This is a genomic window from Asanoa ferruginea, assembly GCF_003387075.1.
Lineage (GTDB): Bacteria > Actinomycetota > Actinomycetes > Mycobacteriales > Micromonosporaceae > Asanoa > Asanoa ferruginea.
In genome coordinates this window covers 227,119-246,327 of sequence record NZ_QUMQ01000001.1, presented here as the reverse complement: position 1 = coordinate 246,327, position 19,209 = coordinate 227,119, and the positions used below count along the sequence as shown (strand labels likewise).

17 protein-coding genes are annotated in these 19,209 nt (G+C 71.7%); 11 read left to right on the top strand and 6 right to left on the bottom strand.

The genetic code is table 11. The features are described 5' to 3' along the window. The first annotated feature begins 35 nt into the window (after positions 1 to 35). Together DFJ67_RS01160 and DFJ67_RS01155 are read left to right on the top strand one after the other, a co-directional pair. Entirely contained in the window at positions 36 to 1,973 is a 1,938-nt protein-coding gene (locus tag DFJ67_RS01160; protein ID WP_116066158.1) for a TIGR03960 family B12-binding radical SAM protein, read from the top strand. Continuing rightward, on the top strand, positions 1,966 to 2,397 hold the full coding sequence (locus tag DFJ67_RS01155; protein ID WP_116066157.1) for a GNAT family N-acetyltransferase: 432 nt from the start codon (positions 1,966 to 1,968) through the stop codon (positions 2,395 to 2,397). The genes DFJ67_RS01160 and DFJ67_RS01155 overlap by 8 nt, the downstream gene beginning before the upstream one ends. On the opposite strand, the gene DFJ67_RS01150 is transcribed toward DFJ67_RS01155, so the two are convergent. Together DFJ67_RS01150 and DFJ67_RS01145 are read right to left on the bottom strand one after the other, a co-directional pair. Continuing rightward, positions 2,373 to 3,143 carry an ABC transporter permease gene (locus tag DFJ67_RS01150; protein WP_116066156.1) on the bottom strand — a complete coding sequence of 257 codons (771 nt, stop codon included), beginning with the start codon at positions 3,141 to 3,143 and terminating at the stop codon, positions 2,373 to 2,375. The two genes, DFJ67_RS01155 and DFJ67_RS01150, sit on opposite strands and share 25 nt — an antisense overlap. Further along, positions 3,140 to 4,084 (bottom strand): ATP-binding cassette domain-containing protein, encoded by a 945-nt coding sequence (locus DFJ67_RS01145; RefSeq protein WP_116066155.1) that lies wholly within the window; start codon positions 4,082 to 4,084, stop codon positions 3,140 to 3,142. The genes DFJ67_RS01150 and DFJ67_RS01145 overlap by 4 nt, the downstream gene beginning before the upstream one ends. A 58-nt stretch (positions 4,085 to 4,142) precedes the next feature. Between DFJ67_RS01145 and DFJ67_RS01140 the strand changes: the two genes are divergently transcribed. Continuing rightward, positions 4,143 to 4,724: a TetR/AcrR family transcriptional regulator gene (locus tag DFJ67_RS01140; RefSeq protein WP_244940422.1), complete on the top strand. Its 582-nt coding sequence runs from the start codon at positions 4,143 to 4,145 to the stop codon at positions 4,722 to 4,724. On the opposite strand, the gene DFJ67_RS01135 is transcribed toward DFJ67_RS01140, so the two are convergent. Beyond that, positions 4,699 to 5,526, bottom strand: coding sequence for a class I SAM-dependent methyltransferase (locus tag DFJ67_RS01135; RefSeq protein WP_116066154.1), 828 nt, complete (start codon positions 5,524 to 5,526; stop codon positions 4,699 to 4,701). The two genes, DFJ67_RS01140 and DFJ67_RS01135, sit on opposite strands and share 26 nt — an antisense overlap. Positions 5,527 to 5,550: 24 nt before the next feature. On the opposite strand from DFJ67_RS01135, the gene DFJ67_RS01130 reads away from it, so the two are divergent. The 3 genes from DFJ67_RS01130 to DFJ67_RS01120 all read left to right on the top strand — a co-directional run bounded on the left by DFJ67_RS01130 (position 5,551) and on the right by DFJ67_RS01120 (position 10,171). Next, positions 5,551 to 6,366 carry a TIGR03936 family radical SAM-associated protein gene (locus DFJ67_RS01130; protein WP_116066153.1) on the top strand — a complete coding sequence of 272 codons (816 nt, stop codon included), beginning with the start codon at positions 5,551 to 5,553 and terminating at the stop codon, positions 6,364 to 6,366. Between the two features lie 139 nt (positions 6,367 to 6,505). Continuing rightward, positions 6,506 to 9,481 carry an Rne/Rng family ribonuclease gene (locus DFJ67_RS01125; protein ID WP_116066152.1) on the top strand — a complete coding sequence of 992 codons (2,976 nt, stop codon included), beginning with the start codon at positions 6,506 to 6,508 and terminating at the stop codon, positions 9,479 to 9,481. A 138-nt stretch (positions 9,482 to 9,619) separates the two neighbouring features. Then, on the top strand, positions 9,620 to 10,171 hold the full coding sequence (locus DFJ67_RS01120) for a hypothetical protein (RefSeq protein ID WP_116066151.1): 552 nt from the start codon (positions 9,620 to 9,622) through the stop codon (positions 10,169 to 10,171). A gap of 8 nt (positions 10,172 to 10,179) precedes the next feature. Here the strand turns inward: DFJ67_RS01120 and DFJ67_RS01115 are convergent, their stop codons facing one another. Then, the gene (locus tag DFJ67_RS01115) at positions 10,180 to 10,746 is read right to left on the bottom strand and encodes a TetR/AcrR family transcriptional regulator (protein ID WP_116066150.1); all 567 of its coding nucleotides are present in this window, start codon (positions 10,744 to 10,746) and stop codon (positions 10,180 to 10,182) included. Positions 10,747 to 10,819: 73 nt separating this feature from the next. Between DFJ67_RS01115 and DFJ67_RS01110 the strand changes: the two genes are divergently transcribed. From DFJ67_RS01110 to DFJ67_RS01090, 5 genes are all read left to right on the top strand, one after another. Further along, positions 10,820 to 12,607, top strand: coding sequence for an ABC transporter ATP-binding protein (locus DFJ67_RS01110; RefSeq protein ID WP_116066149.1), 1,788 nt, complete (start codon positions 10,820 to 10,822; stop codon positions 12,605 to 12,607). Between the two features lie 191 nt (positions 12,608 to 12,798). Next, complete coding sequence (gene rplU, locus DFJ67_RS01105; RefSeq protein WP_116066148.1) at positions 12,799 to 13,113, top strand: 50S ribosomal protein L21; 315 nt, start codon at positions 12,799 to 12,801, stop codon at positions 13,111 to 13,113. Positions 13,114 to 13,122: 9 nt separating this feature from the next. Beyond that, positions 13,123 to 13,380 carry a 50S ribosomal protein L27 gene (gene rpmA / locus DFJ67_RS01100; protein WP_116066147.1) on the top strand — a complete coding sequence of 86 codons (258 nt, stop codon included), beginning with the start codon at positions 13,123 to 13,125 and terminating at the stop codon, positions 13,378 to 13,380. Positions 13,381 to 13,475: 95 nt separating this feature from the next. Further along, a complete protein-coding gene (gene obgE / locus DFJ67_RS01095) occupies positions 13,476 to 14,951 on the top strand; it encodes a GTPase ObgE (RefSeq protein ID WP_116066146.1) in 1,476 nt (491 codons plus the stop codon). A 35-nt stretch (positions 14,952 to 14,986) separates the two neighbouring features. Then, entirely contained in the window at positions 14,987 to 15,448 is a 462-nt protein-coding gene (locus tag DFJ67_RS01090) for a GNAT family N-acetyltransferase (RefSeq protein WP_116066145.1), read from the top strand. Between the two features lie 926 nt (positions 15,449 to 16,374). Here DFJ67_RS01090 and DFJ67_RS01085 read toward each other — a convergent pair. Both DFJ67_RS01085 and trpS read right to left on the bottom strand, forming a co-directional pair. Next, positions 16,375 to 18,030: a DHA2 family efflux MFS transporter permease subunit gene (locus DFJ67_RS01085; protein WP_116066144.1), complete on the bottom strand. Its 1,656-nt coding sequence runs from the start codon at positions 18,028 to 18,030 to the stop codon at positions 16,375 to 16,377. A gap of 54 nt (positions 18,031 to 18,084) precedes the next feature. Beyond that, on the bottom strand, positions 18,085 to 19,077 hold the full coding sequence (trpS, locus tag DFJ67_RS01080) for a tryptophan--tRNA ligase (RefSeq protein ID WP_116066143.1): 993 nt from the start codon (positions 19,075 to 19,077) through the stop codon (positions 18,085 to 18,087). Between the last annotated feature and the right edge of the window lie 132 nt (positions 19,078 to 19,209).

The window sequence follows — 19,209 nt, the reverse complement described above, 5'->3', positions numbered from 1 at the left end:
CGTACCCTGGTTGGTTGGGATTGAAGGAGGGGTCAATGACCGTCGAAACCGTGTGGCCGCGGCTCGAAGAGCTGCTGCCGCTGGTCAGCAAGCCGATCCAATACGTTGGGGGCGAGCTGGGCGGGGTGCGCAAGGAGTGGGACGCCACCACCGTGCGCTGGGCCCTGATGTATCCCGACGCCTACGAGGTCGGCCTGCCCAACCAGGGCGTGCAGATCCTCTACGAGGTGCTCAACGAGCAGCCCGACGTGCTGGCCGAGCGCACCTACGCGGTCTGGCCCGACCTCGAGGCGCTGATGCGCGAGCGCGGCGTGCCGCAGTTCACCGTCGACACGCACCGCCCCGTCCGGGCCTTCGACATCCTCGGTCTCTCGTTCGCGACCGAGCTCGGCTACACCAACATGCTGACCGCGCTCGACCTGGCCGGCATCCCGCTGCTGGCCCCCGACCGCACCGACGAGGACCCGATCGTGCTGGCCGGCGGGCACGCCGCGTTCAACCCCGAGCCGATCGCCGACTTCATCGACGCGGCCGTGCTCGGCGACGGCGAAGAGGCGGTCCTCGAGGTCACCGCGCTGATCCGGGCCTGGAAGGAAGAGGGCTCCCCGGGCGGCCGCGACGAGCTGCTGCTGCGGCTGGCCAAGACCGAGAGCGTCTACGTGCCGCGCTTCTACGACGTCGACTACCTGCCCGACGGGCGGATCCAGCGGGTCGTCCCCAACCGGGCCGGCGTCCCGTTCCGGGTCCACAAGCGCACCACGATGGACCTCGACCAGTGGCCCTACCCCAAGAAGCCGCTGGTCCCGCTGGCCGAGACGGTGCACGAGCGCTACGCGGTCGAGATCTTCCGGGGCTGCACCCGGGGCTGCCGGTTCTGCCAGGCCGGCATGATCACCCGGCCGGTGCGCGAGCGGTCGATCACCACGGTAGGCCAGATGGTCAAGGAGGGCCTGGAGTTCTCCGGCTTCTCCGAGGTCGGGCTGCTCTCGCTGTCGAGCGCCGACCACTCCGAGATCGGTGACATCTGCTCCGGCCTGGCCGACCAATACCAGGGCACCAACGTCTCGCTGTCGCTGCCGTCCACCCGGGTCGACGCGTTCAACATCGACCTGGCGCAGGAGCTGTCCCGCAACGGCCGGCGCACGGGCCTGACCTTCGCGCCCGAGGGCGGCTCCGAGCGGATCCGCCGGGTGATCAACAAGATGGTGTCGGAGGAAGACCTCATCCGCACCGTGGTCACCGCCTACACCAACGGTTGGCGCCAGGTGAAGCTCTACTTCATGTGCGGCCTGCCCACCGAGACCGACGACGACGTGGTCCAGATCGCCCGGCTCGCCCACGAGGTGATCAAGGCCGGTCGCGCCGCGACCGGCACCAAAGACATCCGCTGCACGGTCTCCATCGGCGGTTTCGTGCCCAAGCCGCACACCCCGTTCCAGTGGGCCTCGATGTCGTCGCCCGAGGTGATCGACAACCGGCTCAAGCTGCTCAAGCAGGCGATCAACAGCGACCGCTCGCTGGGCCGGGCGATCGGCCTGCGCTACCACGACGGTGAGCCCTCGCTGATCGAAGGCCTGCTGTCCCGCGGTGACCGGCGGGTCGGCGCGGTGATCCGCAAGGTCTGGGAAGACGGCGGCCGGTTCGACGGCTGGTCCGAGCACTTCTCCTACCGGCGTTGGGTCGACGCGGCCGAGGCGGTGCTGCCCGGCTTCGGGCTCGACCTCGACTGGTTCACCACCCGCGAGCGCGACGAGCTCGAGGTGCTGCCCTGGGACCACCTCGACTCCGGGCTCGACAAGGACTGGCTCTGGCAGGACTGGCAGGACTCGACCAACGAATACGAGCAGGACGACTGCCGCTGGACCCCGTGCTTCGACTGCGGTGTCTGCCCGTCGATGGACACCGAGATCCAGATCGGCCCGACCGGCCGCAAGCTGCTGCCGCTGACCCCGGTCGGCAGCGCCAATGCCTGAGCTGCGGTTCGCCCCGCCGGTCGACGAGGCCGGGCTGGCCACCTGGCGGTTGATCCACAACACGGTCATCCCGCCGATCCCGCTCACCCTCGACGAGGTGCGCGAGCGGGCCGGCCGCAACAAGCTGGAGCTGGCCTACGCGGGCGACGTCGTGGTCGGCAACTCGACCGTGCGACCGGTCGACCCCGACGGGATCTCCGTCGTGATCGCCCGGGTGCTCCCGGAACACCGCCGCCAGGGCTTCGGTGAGCTCATCCACGAGCGGGCGCTGGCCGCGGCCCGGGCGCTCGACCCGGCGGCGATCGAGACCGTGGTGCTCGCGACCAACACCGACGGGCTGCGCTTCGCGCTGGCGCACGGGTATGTCGAGACCGAGCGCTACGCCGTCGACGACGCGACCTACGTGACGCTGCGCCTGCGGTAGGCGGCCAGCGCCAGCGGGGCGAACACCGCCACGAAGCCCGCCATCCAGGCCAGCGTGATCAGCACGGGCTGGGCGACCGGGCCGCCGAGCAGCAGCCCGCGCAACGCGTCCATCAGGTGCCGCACCGGGTTGACCTCGACGAACGCGCGCAGCCAACCGGGCATCGTGTCGGTCGGCACGAAGATGTTGCTGGCGAATGCGACCGGGAAGATGACCACCGCGCCGAGGCCCTGCACGGCCTGCGCGTTGGGCAGGACGAGGCCGAGCAGCACCCACACCCAGGACAGCGCGAGGGCGAAACCGAGCGCCAGCGCACAGGCCGCGAGCACCGGCAGGGGACCGGTGCCGAACCGGAAGCCGAGCGCCACGCCGAAGCCGAGCAGCGCGACGATGGCGACGACCTGGCGCACGATGTCACCGCCGATCGCGCCGACCAGCGGGGCGATCCGCAGCGTCGGCAGGCTGCGGATCCGGTCGAAGACGCCCTTCTCGATGTCCTGGTTGAGCGCCACCCCGACGCCCATGGTGGCCAGCAGCGTCATCAGGCCGAGCATGCCGGGCAACACGAACCGCAGGTAGTCGTGGGTGCTGCCGGAGATCGCGCCGCCGAACACGTAGACGAACAGCACCAGGAAGATGGCCGGGCCGAACACGACATCCGCCAGTGTCGCCGGGTGCCGCCGGATCTTCACGATGCCCCGCCAAGCCAGGGTCAGGCACTGGGTTGCAGCCAGCCGGACGGTCATGCCGCCACGCTCGCGTCGGCCCCGGTCAGCGCCCGGAACACGTCGTCGAGGCTGGGCAGGTGCAGCGCGATCTCGGCGATCTCGGCGCCGGCCTCGTCGAGCCGGCGCACCACGGCCGGCATCATCGCGCCGTCGGTGACCGGCACGCTGAGTCGCTCACCGACCCGCGCGGGTGCGGCGCCGACCACGGCGGTGACCAGGGCGGCCGCCTCGTCGACCCGGGCCGGGTCGGCCAGTCGCAGGTCGAGCGTCTGGGTGCCGAGCCGGCGTTTGAGAGCGGTCGGGGTGCCGCGGGCCGCGACCCGGCCGTGGTCGACCACCACGATCTCGTCGGCCAGCGCGTCGGCCTCCTCCAGGTATTGCGTGGTCAGCAGCACGGTCGTGCCGGCCGCGACCAGCACCCGGACGCGGTCCCAGAGGGCGCCGCGGGCGACCGGGTCGAGCCCGCTGGTCGGCTCGTCGAGGAACACCACCCGCGGCTGGTTGACCAGGCTGGCGGCGAGGTCGACGCGCCGGCGCAGGCCGCCCGAGTAGGTCTTCACCGGCCGGTCGGCGGCGTCGGCGAGGCCGAACTCGTCGAGCAGCGTGGCGGCGCGGGCCGCGGTCTCCCGGCGGGACAGGCCGAGCAGGCGGCCGACCAGGTGCAGGTTGTGCCGGCCGGTCAGGTCTTCGTCGACGGAGGCGTGCTGGCCGACAAGGCCGATGAGCTCGCGCACCCGGTGGCCGTCGCGGGTCACGTCATGGCCGAGCACCGTGGCGGTTCCGGCGTCCGGGCGGGTCAGGGTGGCCAGGATCCGCACGGCGGTGGTCTTGCCGGCGCCGTTGGGCCCGAGCAGCCCGAGCACCGTGCCGGCCTCGACGGTGAGGTCGACGCCGTCCAGTGCGCTGACGTCGCCAAAGCGCTTGACCAGTCCGTACGCCTCGATGGCCAGGTTTTGCATCACGACTGTAATGTAAAAGCCGCCACGGTTCGTGTCAATACGACCGCAATGTGAAAGCATGATCCCCATGCCGAAGCGGGTCGATCCCACCGAGCGGCGCACGCTGATCGCCGACGCGCTGATGAAGGTCGCGGCCGAGCAGGGCCTGGAGGCGGTCAGCCTGCGCCATGTGGCCGCCGCGGCCGGCGCGACCACCGGTCTGGTGCAGCACTACTTCCGCACCAAGGACGAGATGATGCTGTTCGCGCTCTCGGTCGTGAGCGGGCACACCGAGGCGCGGATCTCCGCCGCTGTCGGCGCGCTCGGCCCGGCGCCCGCGCCGCGCGACCTGGTGCGGGCGATGGTCACCCAGATGCTGCCGCTCGACGAGGAGCGGCGGGCCGACGGGAAGGTCGCATTGGCTTTCTTCGCGTACGCCGCCACCCGCCCGCAGGTCGCCGAGGTGCAGCGGCAGGGCGCGCTGGGGCTGCGCGACTTTTTCGCGACGCTGATGCCGGCGCCGGCCGCGACGACCCTGCTCGCGCTGGTCGAGGGCCTGGGCCTCTACATGATCAGTGGGACCTACCCGACCGACGTCGCGCTGCGGGCGCTCGACGACTTCCTCGACAGCGTGTTCAGGCCGGCCGCCGGGCGACCGTGAGCCGCACCTCGGTGTCCATCCGGTAGGAGCCGTCGGGCTGGCGCAGGTGCTGGTCGAGCACCTTCCCGAGGGCGGCGCGGGCGGTCTGCTCATGCTCGGCGGGCACCCGCTCGAGTTGCCGGCGGGCACCGAGCGAGAGCATCCAGTCCCAGTAGGTGTCGACCGTGGGGTAGCCGCTGCGCACGGTCAGGCCGGTCATCGTGACGTCGACCAGGTCGGTGCCGGCGAACAACGCGGCCACCCACTCCGGCGAACTGCTGCTCTGCTCGTCGCGCGCCGGCTCGGGCGTCTGGAACGGCAGCAGCGCGGCGGTGCGGTCACGGTAGAACGCCTCGCCGGCCGCGGTCGCCGCCGCGAACGTGCTCACCGCCAGCCGGCCGCCGGGGCGCAGCAGCCGGGACCAGCGGGCGACGGCGGCGGGCGGGTCGGGGAGCAGGAAGACCATGAACCCGGCGGTGATCGCGTCGAAGGAGCCGGGCGGGAAGTCGGGGTAGTCGGCGTCGCCGTGCGTCACGCGTACCCATGGCAGGTCTTTCGCGGCTTGGGTGGTGGCCGCGACCATCGCGGGCGCGAAGTCGATGCCGACCACCGAACCCGTCTCGGCCACCGCAGCGGCGGCCGGGAAGAGCACGTTGCCGCGGCCGCAGCCGAGGTCGAGGACGCGCTGGCCGGCGGTGATGCCGGCGCGGCGGACCAGCTCCCGGCCGGGCGGCCCGAAGAGCTCGACGCCGGTCTGGTCGTAGGTCGGTGCGGCCCGGTCGAAGATGCCCGCGATGCGCGCCTTGGGGTCGACGTCCGTCATGGCCGGAGGTTAGCGAGTGGGAGGATGGTTCCGGACGGACCGAACAGGCGAGGGAGCACAGCGATCAGCAGGAAGCCACAGCCGGAGGGCGGGCAGGCGCCCGTCGTCCAGCGCATCCGGATCCGGTATGCCAAGCGGGGGCCGCTGCGGTTCACCTCGCACCGTGACTTCGCGCGCGCCTTCGAGCGGGCGGTGAAGCGGGCCGGCGTGCCCATCGCCTACTCGCAGGGGTTCACCCCGCACCCCAAGATCTCCTACGCGAGCGCGGCGCCGACCGGGACCGCGAGCGAGGCTGAATACCTGGAGATCGGCCTACAGGCGGTCGTCGACCCGGCCTGGGTGGTCACCGCGCTCGACGCTTCGCTATCGCCCGGGCTCGACGTGCTCGACGCGGTGGCGGCGGCGGGGGAGAGCCTGGCCGACCGGATCGACGCCTCGCGGTGGCGGGTGGAGTTGTCGGGGATCACCGACGCTGATTTGGCCGAGGCTGTCACGAAATTTCGGGATGCGTCCGAAATTCTGGTCGAGAGGCAGACCAAGCAGGGCCGGCGCACGTTCGACACGCGGGCCGCAGTGGCGTCCATCGAGGTGATCAATCCCGGTCCGGCGGCTTCCGGAGCCCCCGAGGTGCCGTGTGCGATACTCGACGTAGTCGTGCGGCAGGTCACCCCGTCCGTACGACCCGATGACGTCCTTGCCGGCCTCCGCGTGGTGGCCGACCTGGAGCCGCCGGTCCCGCCAAGGGCCACCCGGCTGGCACAGGGCCGACTGACCGCGCAGGGGGCGATCGCGGATCCGTTGGAGGCGGACCGCGACGGGGCTGTTGTCGGTGAACGTTGACCGCGGTGACGCGATCGGCGTTTAGCCCGCCAGACTTCGGTCTGCCCGCCGCATGGTGGGCGGCGCCGGAAACACTTTGCGGCGACCCTGCGTGGCAGCGCTCACCCGCGCCCGGGGTTGCCAGAACTGGAGAACGTCCATGCTCGAGAACGAGCCAACGGGCGGCGAGGTCCAGGGCAATGAGCCCGCCGCCGAGACCGAGACACCTGCCACGCCCGTAAAGCGCACCCGGGCCCGCAAGACGACGGCCGCCCCGGCCGCTGCCAGCGGTGACGAGGCTGCCCCGACGCGGCGCCGGCGCAAGGCCACCCCGGCCGCGGCCGCCAAAGCCGACAATGACGGCGAGTCTGCGGCAGAGGTGACGAACGACGCGCCCGCCGCACCGGTCAAGCGCACCCGGCGGCGCAAGGCCGCCACCGAAGACGCCGCCGCGGCCACCCGCGCCACCGACGACATCGTCGCCTCGGAGTTCGACGATCGCGCCGCGGAGGCCGGTGCCGGCCTCGGCGACGTCGAGCCCGGCGTGCCCGCCGTCGGCACCTCCGGTGACCAGGCGATCGTCACCGAGTTCGACGACCCGGCCGCCGAGCCGGCCGCCGGAGTCGGCGACGTCGAGCCGGGTGCCGCCGTCGCCGGCCCGGTCGACAACGACCGCGGCCTGGTGCGGAGCCAGGCGGCCGGCCAGCCCGGCGAGCCGGTCGACGACGAAGACGCCGACGAGGCCACCACCGAGCCGCTCGACACCGCGGCCGAGGAGCCGGCGCCGAGCCGCCGCACCCGCCGCGTCGCCGCGGCCCCCCTGCTGTTCATGGCGCCGCAGCCCGAAGACGAGCCGGTCGCGCAGGTCCGGCGCACCCGGCGCACCCGGGGCGCGGCCGCCGCCGAGCCCGAGGCCGCTGTCGAGACGCAGGCCGAGACTGTCGAGGCCGAGCCCGAGGCCGCTGCCGACAGTGCGGAGACCGTTGGTGGCCGGCGGCGCCGGCGCGGCCGCCGTACCCCCGATGATGTTCCCGTCACCACCGAAGAGGCCGAGCCGGCCGCGGTCGACGACGGCGACGACGAAGACGCCGACGGTGACGAACTCGACGAGAACGGCCGCCGCCGGCGGCGCCGCGGCCGTCGTGGCCGGGGCCGCGGCAAGGGTCCGATCGACGAGGGCGACGAGACCGACGAGCCGGTGGCCGCCGCCGAGACCGACGACGAGGCCGGCCAGGACGACGACGGCGACGGGGTGACCCGCCGGCGCCGGCGGCGCCGCCGCAAGGGCGACACCGACACCGGTGCCGACGACGGCGTGCACACTGTGGTCCGGATCCGCGAGCCGCGCACCACGTCCGACGAGGTGCAGGGCGTCTCCGGCTCCACCCGGCTGGAGGCCAAGCGGCAGCGCCGGCGCGACGGTCGCGAGCAGCGCCGCACCCGGCCGCCGATCCTGAGCGAGTCCGAGTTCCTGGCCCGCCGCGAGGCGGTCGACCGGGTGATGGTGGTCCGGCAGCGGGCCGACCGCACCCAGATCGGCGTCCTCGAAGACGGCGTGCTGGTCGAGCACTACGTGACCCGGGCGTCGTCCGGCGCGATGGCCGGCAACGTCTACCTCGGCAAGGTGCAGAACGTGCTGCCCTCGATGGAGGCGGCGTTCGTCGACGTCGGCCGGGGCCGCAACGCGGTGCTCTACGCCGGTGAGGTCAACTGGGACGCCTCCGGGCTGGAGGGCCGGGCCCGCTCGATCGAGCAGGCCCTGCGCTCCGGCGACTCGGTGCTGGTGCAGGTCACCAAGGACCCGATCGGCCACAAGGGCGCCCGGCTGACCAGCCACATCGCGCTCTCCGGCCGCCACCTGGTCTACGTGCCCGGCGGCAACGCGTCCGGGATCAGCCGCAAGCTGCCCGACACCGAGCGCAAGCGCCTCCGCGACGTGCTCAAGAAGCTGGTGCCCGAGGGCGCCGGCGTGATCGTCCGCACCGCGGCCGAGGGCGCGTCCGAAGACGAGCTCGCCCGCGACGTCAAGCGACTACAGGCGCAGTGGGACGACATCCAGGCCAAGGCCGCCGGCGGCGGCGCGCCGGTGCTCCTCTACGAGGAGCCCGACCTGCTGATCCGGGTCGTCCGCGACCTGTTCAACGAAGATTTCCGCGAGATCGTCGTGCAGGGCGAAGAGTCCTACGAGATGGTCGACACCTACCTCAGCCACGTCTCTCCCGACCTGGTCCCGCGGCTGCGCCGGCACACCTCGACGGTCGACGTGTTCGCCGAGAAGCGCATCGACGAGCAGATCCTCAAGGGTCTCGACCGCAAGGTCTTCCTCCCGTCCGGCGGTCACCTGGTGATCGACCGCACCGAGGCGATGACGGTGGTCGACGTCAACACCGGTAAATACACCGGCGTCGGCGGCAACCTGGAGGAGACGGTCACCCGCAACAACCTCGAAGCGGCTGAGGAGATCGTCCGCCAGCTCCGGCTGCGCGACCTCGGCGGCATCGTGGTCATCGACTTCATCGACATGGTGCTGGAGAGCAACCGCGAGCTGGTGCTGCGGCGGCTGACCGAGTGCCTGGGCCGCGACCGCACCAAGCACCAGGTCACCGAGATCACCTCGCTCGGCCTGGTGCAGATGACCCGCAAGCGGATCGGTGCCGGCCTGCTCGAGGCCTTCTCCGAGACCTGCGAGACCTGCAAGGGCCGCGGCGTCATCATCCACACCGAGCCCGTCCCGGTGAAGGGCGGCGGCGCACCGCAGCAGCAGCACAGCCACGGTCCCAACGGCTCGGCCAGCGGGGCGGCCAAGGCGGTGGCGGCCGCGCCGGCCACCTCGGCCCGTCGCCGCGGCCGCGGCAAGGCGGCCGAGCCGGCGGCAGACGCTCCCGATACCGTCGAGCCCACGGTGGTCAGCGACGACGACACGATGGGCTACGACCTGTCCCGCTACGACGACGTCGTGCTCGACCCGGTCGACGAGGCCGAGGCGCCGACCGACATCGCCGCGGCGGGCAACGGCCGCCTGGCCGGCAACGACGACCCCGACGCGGCCGGCGACGAAGACGGCGACCTGGCCGAGGCCGGGACCAGCCGGCGCCGTGGTCGTCGGGGCGGCACCCGGCGGCGCACCCGACCCTGAGTTTGAAATGATGTAAGAAGCGCCCGGTCGTGCAAGCGGCCGGGCTGCTTCATGCCCGGGGGCGGACGAGCGGCATTCATGAATGCGCGTTAGGGTCGCGGGACGCGGTCCCGCCACCCCCCTCCGGAGGATCTTCCGATGCGCCTGCGTGGCCACTTTGCCGTTGTCGTCCTGTCCGCCGCGTTGCTCGCTGTCGCCGGTTGTTCGGCAGACGTCGAGGGTCGCGGCACGGCGGCCGGGACGCCGGGACCGACCACGTCGGGCACACCCGCGCCGGGTCCGTCCACGAGCCCGGGCGCCCCGGCCGGCACGGTCGCGCCGGAGCTGTCGCTCGGCCCGGTGCCGACCGCCAAGGCCGGCGGGAACGCCACCCAGGCGTGCGCCGACGCGCTGAAGGCCAGCTCCAACGGCACGACCGCGTTCGTGCAGCAGCTCACCGCCGTGCTGGAGGCCGAGCAGAAGAAGGACCAGGCCGGGCAGCGGGCGGCGGAGGCGAAGCTCGAGTCGACGTTGGACACCTGGGCGGCCGATCTGCGCAAGGTCTCGACGACGGCGACCGACCCGCAGCTCAAGACCACCCTGGGGCAGCTCGCCGGGCAGGTCGACAAGATGACCTCCGACGTGGAGACCATCGACGACGCGACCCTCGGCGCCATCCAGGACCGGCTCGACGCGCTGTGCCCGAGCTGATCCTGGCTTTAGGCCCGCGGTGCGATCGCTCCGTCGACGGTGCGGACCACCAGCTTGAGCACATCGTGCCGGGAGGTGCCGTGCTGGCCGGCGTAGCTCCAGCCCGCGTAGAGCTGCGACCACATCAGGCTGGACAGCCAGCCCACCGGTAGGCCGGCGTCGATCGTGCCGTCGCGATGGCCGCGGTCGACCATGGCGGTGAAGCGGGTGTCGCAGCCGCCGTCGACGATCGGGGTGGCGTCGCCGAGGCACTCGGGGTCGGTGAAGATCAGCGACAGCAGGTTGCCCAGGTCGAAGTATTCGCGGCAGAGGCGCAGCAGCGCCTCGGCGCCGGTGCCCTCGTCGAGGCGGGCGTTGTCGGTGGCCCGGTCGAGGCGGGCGGAGCCCTCGGCGGCGACGGCCCGGAGCAGGTCGGAGCGCTCCGGAAAATATCGGTGCAACGTCGTGCGCCCGACCTCGGCCGCGGCGGCGATGTCGCTCAGGGCCGCCGCCGGGTTCTGCCCCAGGGCCTCGATGGCGGCGGACAGGATCGCCTGCCGGGTGCGGGCCCGCGCACCACGCTCATTTTCCTGCACGTCGCTGAGGTTAGCAGCCCCAAATCGGTATCTTCCTTGACTGTTGTGGAACACGTGCGTTCCACTAGAGCGCATGACTGATCCGGATCCTCGCTTTGCCCGGCTCCGCACTCTGGTCTCGTTCGTCGCACCACACCGGCGGGTGCTGGTGATGGGGTTCCTGCTCGGGTTGGTCGGCAGCGCGGTCGGGCTGGCCACGCCGCTGGTCGCCAAGTGGGTGATCGACACCCTGGGCCGCTCCGACGTGCCGCTGTGGCAGCCGGTCGGGGTGCTGCTCGGCCTCGTGGTGGTTGGCGCCGGCATCTCGATGTGGCAGTGGGTGATCATGGGCACCGTCTCGGAGAAGGTGGTGCTCGACGCCCGGGTGTCGATGATCCGCCGCTACTTCGCCGCCCGGGTCCGTGAGATCACCGGCCGGCCGACGGGTGAGCTGGTCACCCGGGTGACGTCCGACGCCGGCCTGCTGCACAGCGCCTCGGCGAGCATCGTCGGCCTGCTCAACAGCACCCTCGCCATGATCGCCACGCTGGTCCTGATGGGCGTGCTCGACCTGGTCCTGCTGGCCTGCACCCTCGCGTCGGTGCTGGTGGTCGGCGCCATCATGACCGCGCTGATGCCGGCGATCGCCCGCGCGCAGGAGGCGGCCCAGGAGTCGGTCGGCCGTCTGGGCGGTGCGCTGGAGGGTGCGCTGCGCGCCATCCGCACGGTCAAGGCCAGCCGGGCCGAGCAGCGGCAGACCGAGCGGATCCTGGCCGACGCCCGCGACTCCGCCGCACACGCGGTCCGCGCCGCCCGCCGCACAGCAACGGTCTGGACGATCTCCTGGACCGGCATCCAACTCTCGATCATCGTGATCCTCGGAGTGGGCGCCTGGCGGGCCGACCGCGGGCTGCTCGAGGTGTCCAGCCTGATCGCGTTCCTGCTCTACGCGTTCCAGTTGATGGGCCCGATCACCGAGCTGACCCAGAACATCACCAACCTCCAGGCCGGGATGGCCGCCGGTGCCCGGATCCGGCAGGTCGAGGCGATGGAGATCGAGCCGCACCGGCCCGGCGTCGCCGCCTTCGGTGTTCCGGGTCCGGCGTCCGACTTGGTGCTGGAGTTCCGGGCGGTGACCGCACGCTACGCCCCGGGCACCGAGCCGGCCGTCCGGAGCATCGACCTGGCCGTCCCGCGCCGGGGGCACACCGCGATCGTCGGGCCGTCCGGTGCGGGCAAGACCACGCTGTTCTCGCTGATCCTGCGCTTCCTCGAGCCGGAGAGCGGTGAGCTGTTGCTCGACGGCCGGCCCTACCAGTCCTACACGCATGACGAGGTGCGTTCCCGGCTGGCCTACGTCGAGCAGGAGACGCCGGTCGTCCCCGGCACGATCCGCGACAACCTGCTCTTCACCCACCCCGACGCGACCGGGGCCGAGGTCGAGGCCGTGCTGCGGGCCGTCCGCCTCGACGACAAGATCGACTCGTTGGCCGAGGGACTCGACACGTCCCTGACCGAGAGCGCGGTGAGCGGCGGCCAGCGCCAGCGGATCGCGCTGGCCCGAGCCATCCTGCGCACCCCGGAGGTGCTGCTCCTCGACGAGGCCACCGCCCAGGTCGACGGCCTGACCGAGGCCGCGCTCCACGACTGCATCCGCGACCGGGCCGCGGTCGGTGCCGTGGTCACCATCGCCCACCGGCTGTCGACGGTCCTCGATGCCGACACGATCCTGGTCATGGAGGAGGGCCGGGTCCGGGCCCGGGGCACCCACGCCGAGCTGCTGGCGACCGACACGCTCTACCGCAAACTGGTCGAAGCCCTCCGCATCGCCGAGGCCACACCCAGCCCCGAGCCCGTCGGCGCCCGCCCCGCGGCCGGATAAGCTGGTGATCGGGCCCGCTCGGAGGTCATCCAGGGGTGGTTTGGGGGCCGGGGCCGCGATGCCGTACGCTTGCCTGTGGCGCACCCCGCGTGCGCCGCGTTCACGTGTGCCCGCCGATCGTGCCCCTCTCGCACGCAGGCGCCGCGGCGAACGACAGACCACCGCCACGCTACGACAGGAGTCCGCGTCCCATGTACGCGATCGTCAAGACCGGCGGCAAGCAATACAAGGTCGCCGAGGGTGACGTGATCGAGGTCGAGAAGCTCGTCGGCGAGCCCGGCGACGCGGTGACGCTCGCCGCGGTGCTCCTCGTTGACGGTGACGACCTGGTGACCGACGCGGCGAAGCTTGCCAAGGTCTCGGTGTCCGGCGAAATCGCCGCGCACACCAAGGGCCCCAAGATCCGGATCCACAAGTTCAAGAACAAGACCGGCTACCACAAGCGTCAGGGTCACCGGCAGAAGCTGACCCAGATCAAGGTCACCGGCATCTCGAGCGGGAAGTAGGCGTTACCGATGGCTCACAAAAAGGGTGCGTCCAGCTCGCGCAACGGTCGTGATTCCGCGGCCCAGCGCCTGGGCGTCAAGCGGTTCGGTGGCCAGCAGGTGCTCGCCGGCGAGATCCTGATCCGCCAGCGGGGCACCAAGTTCCACCCGGGTGACCTGGTCGGCCGCGGCGGCGATGACACGCTGTTCGCGCTCGCCAAGGGTGCGGTCCTGTTCGGCACCAAGCGCGGTCGCAAGACCGTCAGCATCGTGCCGAGCGAGCACTAAGGCGCAGCGCCTCAAGCAATTGTTCGAAGCGGGCCGTGGACCTGGTGTCCCGGCCCGCTTCGTTGTTTCGATTTTGACGGAAAGAGTGGAGAGTCGTGGCTACCTTCGTTGACCGGGTCGTCCTGCACCTGCGGGCCGGCGACGGTGGGCACGGCTGCGTGTCGATCCACCGGGAGAAGTTCAAGCCGCTCGGCGGCCCCGACGGCGGCAACGGCGGGCACGGCGGCAGCGTCTCCTTCAAGGTCGACCCGCAGGTGCACACACTGCTCGACTTCCACTTCCGCCCGCACCTGAAGGCCTCAAACGGCAAGGGCGGCGCGGGCTCCAACCGCGACGGCGCCACCGGCGACGACCTGGTGCTGCTGGTGCCGGACGGCACCGTCGTGCAGACCGCCGACGGCGAGATCCTGGCCGACCTGGTCGGCGCCGGCACGACGGTCGAGGTCGCCCGCGGCGGCCGCGGCGGCCGCGGCAACGCGTCGCTGGCCAACTCCCGCCGCAAGGCACCCGGTTTCGCCGAGCTCGGCGAGCCCGGCGAGGTCCTCGACGTCGTACTCGAGCTCAAGAGCGTCGCCGACGTCGGCCTGGTCGGCTTCCCCTCGGCCGGCAAGTCGTCGCTGATCTCGGTGCTGTCCGCCGCCAAGCCGAAGATCGCCGACTACCCGTTCACCACGCTGGTGCCCAACCTCGGCGTCGTACGCGTCGACGACCACACGTTCACCATCGCAGACGTGCCGGGCCTGATCCCGGGTGCGGCCACCGGCAAGGGCCTCGGCCTGGAGTTCCTCCGGCACATCGAGCGCACCGCCGTGCTGGTACACGTGGTCGACGCGGCCACGTTGGAGCCGGGCCGCGACCCGGTCTCCGACATCGACGCGATCGAGGCGGAGCTGTCGGCGTACGGCGGCCTCGAAGACCGCCCTCGCGTCGTCGCCATCAACAAGATCGACGTTCCCGACGGCCGCGACCTGGCCGAGATCGTCCGCCCCGACCTGGAGGAGCGCGGCTACCGCGTGTTCGAGGTCAGCGCCGCCACCCGCGAGGGCCTGCGCGAGCTGACCTACGCGATGGCCGAACTCGTCGCCGCGCAGCGAATCACCGCCCCGGACCCCGAGGCGACCCGGATCATCCTGCGCCCGCGGGCGGTCGACGACGCCGGCTTCACCATCGAGGAGACCGCGGACGGCACGTTCGTCGTACGCGGTGCGCAGCCCGAGCGCTGGGTCCGGCAGACCAACTTCGACAACGACGAGGCGGTGGGCTACCTGGCCGACCGGCTCAACCGGCTGGGTGTCGAGGAGAAACTCGCGAAGGCCGGCGCCGTGCGTGGCAGCCTGGTGCAGATCGGCGAGCGCGAGTTCGACTGGGAGCCGACCCTCGGCGAGGGCATCGACCCGACCGCCGGCCTGCGCGGCACCGACCCGCGAATCACGGAGCGCTCGAACCGGGCGCGCGCCTCCGACCGCCTCGCGGCGCGGAAGATGCGCCGGCAGCCGACGCCCGACTTGCCCGGCTACGGCACCGACTTCGACGACGTCGACGCTGACCAGCCCGCCGACGACCAGGTTTAACAGAGCGGAAACCGATCTCGGTTAACGTCGGCCGGGTGAAGGTAGAAAGCCGGCATGGCACCGAGCCGGACCTGGTCGCGCTGGTCAACGCTCAACAGGCCGAGTTGCGCGCCGCCGAACGGGCGAGCGACGCGATCGACGGCTCGTTCCCGCTACACGACGACATCCGCTATCTCGTCGTGGTCGTCGACGACGAGGTGGTCGCCTGCGGCGGCCTACAGGCAATCGACACCCACGCGGTCGAGATCAAGCGGATGTACGTAAAGCCCGACCGCCGCGGCGACGGCTTCGGCCGGTTGATGCTCGCCGTGCTCGAGGAGGCGGCGGCCGCCGATGGTTTCACCATCGCCCGGCTGGAGACCGGCAGCTATCTGCCGGCCGCCTTGGGCCTCTACCGCAAGGCGGGCTACCGCACGATCCCGACCTACGGCGAATACGTCACCAACCCCTACAGCCGCTGCTTCGAGAAAGCCCTCAAGGCACCGGCCCGCGCCTAGGCAAGGGCCCACGCTTGAGCGCGGCCCACATTTGTGCGGCGACCTGCGTTGGGCACGGCCCGTGCGTAGGCAGCGGATCGCGTTGGACGCGGTCCCTATTGGGGCGAGCTCCCTACGCGATGGTGGCCCGCATTGGGCACGGCCCCAGTGGGGCGCGGCCCGCGCGGTGGCGGCCCCGCGTTTGGGCGCGGCCCGCGCGGTGGCGACTCCGCGTTTGGGGGCGGCCCGCGAGCGTAGCGGCCCGCCTTGAGCACGGCCCACGCGCTCGCGGCCCACGCGCTCGCGGTCCGCGAGCGCAGGCGGCCCGCGTTGGGCGCGGCCCGGGCGGGGTGGCGGTCCGCGTTGGGCGCGGCCCGGGCGGGGTGGCGGTCCGCGTTGGGCGCGGCCCGGGCGGGGTGGCGGTCCGCGTTGGGCGCGGCCCGGGCAGGGTGGCGGCCCGCGTTGGGCGCGGCCCGCCCCCGGAGGCGGCCGGCGTTTAGGCACGGTGCCGGTTTGGCACGGCCACGTGAAGGCGGCTGGTCGCCCGTCTGGGCAGGCCCGCGTTGAGCGCGGCCGGCGGTTGGTCACGGTCCTCGTTGGGCGCGGCCATGCGAAGGCGGCGGGTCGTGCGTCTGGGTCGGCCCGCGTTTGGGTGCGGCCCGCGCGCGGAGGCGGCCGGCGGTTGGTCAAGGTCCCGTTTGGCCACGGCCATGCGAAGGGCGGCGCGGGTCCCGCGTCTGGGCAGGCCCGACTGGGACACGGCTAGGGGCGGGCCGGTCGCTGTTCGGGCGTACATGTTTTGTCGTGTACGTACATAACAAAACATGTATCCGCTGGGAGACACCTGCCCGACCTGGGCGCGATCGTGCGCCTGCGAGTCAAGCAGCGCCTGGGCCGGTCCGGATCGCGGGCCGGACGGCCTCAACCGTGCACCTGGTGCTGGGGGCCTAGGTCGTTGCCGCCTCCGCCGGGCGGGGCTCGGTCGGGGTGTCTGTCGACGATGGGGGTTGCTGGCGGATGAACAGGCAGCTCACGGCCGCGATCGCCAAGACGATCAGCGGCAGCAGCAGGGTGGCCTTCATCGCGTTGGTGAAGCCCTCGTGGAACGTGCGGGTGGTGACGTCGGTCAGGGCCTGGCGGAATTGCTCCGGCACGCCCGGTGGGATGGCCGCGCCGGACTGGCCCGCGCCGACGTGCAGGGCGCCGCCCGTCGCGCCGGCCACCGCGTCGAGGAACGGTTGCCGGGCCTCGGGCGGGAGGTCGGCGGCGTTGGTGCGGGCCGCTTCGCCGAGTTTGCCGACGAGTTGGGCCTGGAGCAGGGCGCCGACGGCGGCCGAACCGATCACCGCGCCGAGTTGGCGGGTGGTGTTGATCAGGCCGGACGCGGCGCCGGCCTGCTGTGGTGCCACGTGTCGCATCGCGATCGTCTGTAGGGGAGCGAAGACCATGCCCAGGCCCGTGCCGGCGATCAGCAGGCCGGGCAGCAGGCCCCACTGGCCGGTGTCGGCCTTGGCCAGCGCGACGACGGTCGCCATGCCGGCGCACCACAGGGTCAGCCCGATGGTCAGCACCCACTTGCCCGCCGGGCGGTCGGCGGCGCGGCCGGCGAACGGGGCGATCACCATCGACAGCAGCGACATCGGTGCGACCGCCAGGCCGGCCTGCAGCGCGGTCAGCCCGAGCACCGACTGCAGGTAGATCACCAGGGGCAGGAACAGGCCGAGCATGCCGAACGCGATCGCGCTGCTCACCGCGCTCATCACCGCGAAGTTGCGGTCCTTGAAGATGCTGAACGGGACCAGCGGCTCGCCGGCCCGGGTCACGTATTGGTGGTAGAGGAAGACCGCCAGCACCAGCACGCCGGCGCCGATCACCTCGACGATCGTGATCGGGCCCCAGACCTTGCCCCAATCGTGTGACTCGCCCTCGATCAGGCCGTAGACCAGCAGGAACAGGCCGACCGTGGCCAGTGCGGTGCCCGTCCAGTCGAGCTTGTGGCGCCGGTTGAGCCGCAGGTCGGGCATCGTGACCATGGCCATGATGATGGTGAGCACGCCGACCGGCACGTTGACGAAGAAGATCCATTCCCAGCCGAAGTCGGTGACCAGGTAGCCGCCCAGCGTCGGGCCGGCGATAGTGGCCACGCCGGCCACCGCGCCCCACACGCCGAACGCGACGCCGCGCTTGTCGGGCGGGAAGATCACCGTGATCGTCGACAACGTCTGCGGCGTGAGCAGCGCGCCGCCGACACCCTGGATGATCCGGAAGGCGATCAGCTGCTCGGGGTTGGTGGCCAGGCCGCAGGCCGCCGAGGCCGCGGTGAAGACCACCAACCCGATGATGAACAGCCGCTTGGGACCGAAGAGGTCACCGAGCCGCCCGGCGGTGATCAGCAGGACCGCGTAGACCAGCACGTAGGCGTTGATGATCCAGAGGATCTGGTCGAGCGACGCGTCGAGGCTCGTGCTCATGTCGGGGATCGCGATGTTCACGATCGTGGTATCCAGAAGGATCATGAAGAAGCCCAGGCAGAGCGTCACCAGGACGAGCCACGGGCTGGCGCCCTGGCGCTCCTCCGTGGACACGCCGGTCGGTGCGGTCATGACGGACCCTCCTCCAGGTAGGACATAGGTCTAGCACGTGGCTCTGACAAGTCCTCACGTCAATACCCCGATAGCGCGCTTCGCACGGAAGACCGTTTCCGCGGTACGCGCGCGCGCCCGCTCGGCACCCTCGGCCAGCACCAGGCGCACGTAGCCGGGGTCGCGGGAGAGCGTCTCGTAACGTGCCTGCAAGGGCCGTAGCAGGCCGAGCACCGCCTCGGCCGTGCCACGCTTGAGCTGCCCGTACCCCGTGAAATCGGCTGCGACGCCCGCCGGAGTGCCGCCGACGCACGAGGCCAGGATCTCCAGCAGGTTGCTGACCCCGGGCCGCAGCGCCGGGTCGTACTCGATGATCCCGTCGGAGTCGGTGACCGCCCGGTTTATCTTGCGGGTGACCAGGTCAGGCGGGTCGAGCAGGCCGATCGCGCCAGACGCCGACGACGTGGTCTTGCCCATCTTGGCCGTCGGATTGGTGAGATCCATCACACGTGCGGCGACCGTCGGTGTCACCACTCGCGGCACCACGAACGTGTCGCCGTAGCGGTGGTTGAAGCGCGTCGCGATGTCCCTGGTCAGCTCGACGTGCTGGCGCTGGTCCTCGCCGACCGGCACCTCGACGGCGTCGTGCAGCAGGATGTCGGCTGCCTGCATCACCGGGTAGGTCAACAGGCTCAACCGCACGTCCGCCCGGTCGGCCGACTTCTCCCGGAACTGGATCATCCGGTGCGCCTCGCCGTACGCCGTCGTGCATTCCAGCAGGTAATGCAGTTCGGCATGGTCGGCCACCTGCGACTGCACGTAGAACAGCGCGCGGTCGGGGTCGAGACCGGCCGCGAGCAGCACGGTCGCCTGGCGCAGCGTGTTTTCCCGCAGCCGGCGCGGCTCGTGGGTGACGGTCAGCGCGTGCAGGTCGGCGAGGAAGACGATCGAGTCGGATGTGTATTGATCGCGGACCATCGGCTGGATCGCGCCGAGCAGGTTGCCCAGGTGCAGCTCACCGGTGGGCTGGAGACCGGTGATGCGGCGGGTCGCGATGGTGGTGGTCATGGCTGCCTCCGTGGGTTGAGAGGAGCCGCGCGAGCCTGGGCACGAAAAAACGACCACCCGGACTCGGGCGGCCGTTTGATGTGGGCACGCGGAACGCGGGGCCGCCCTTAGGGCGACCACCAGCCGAGGAAA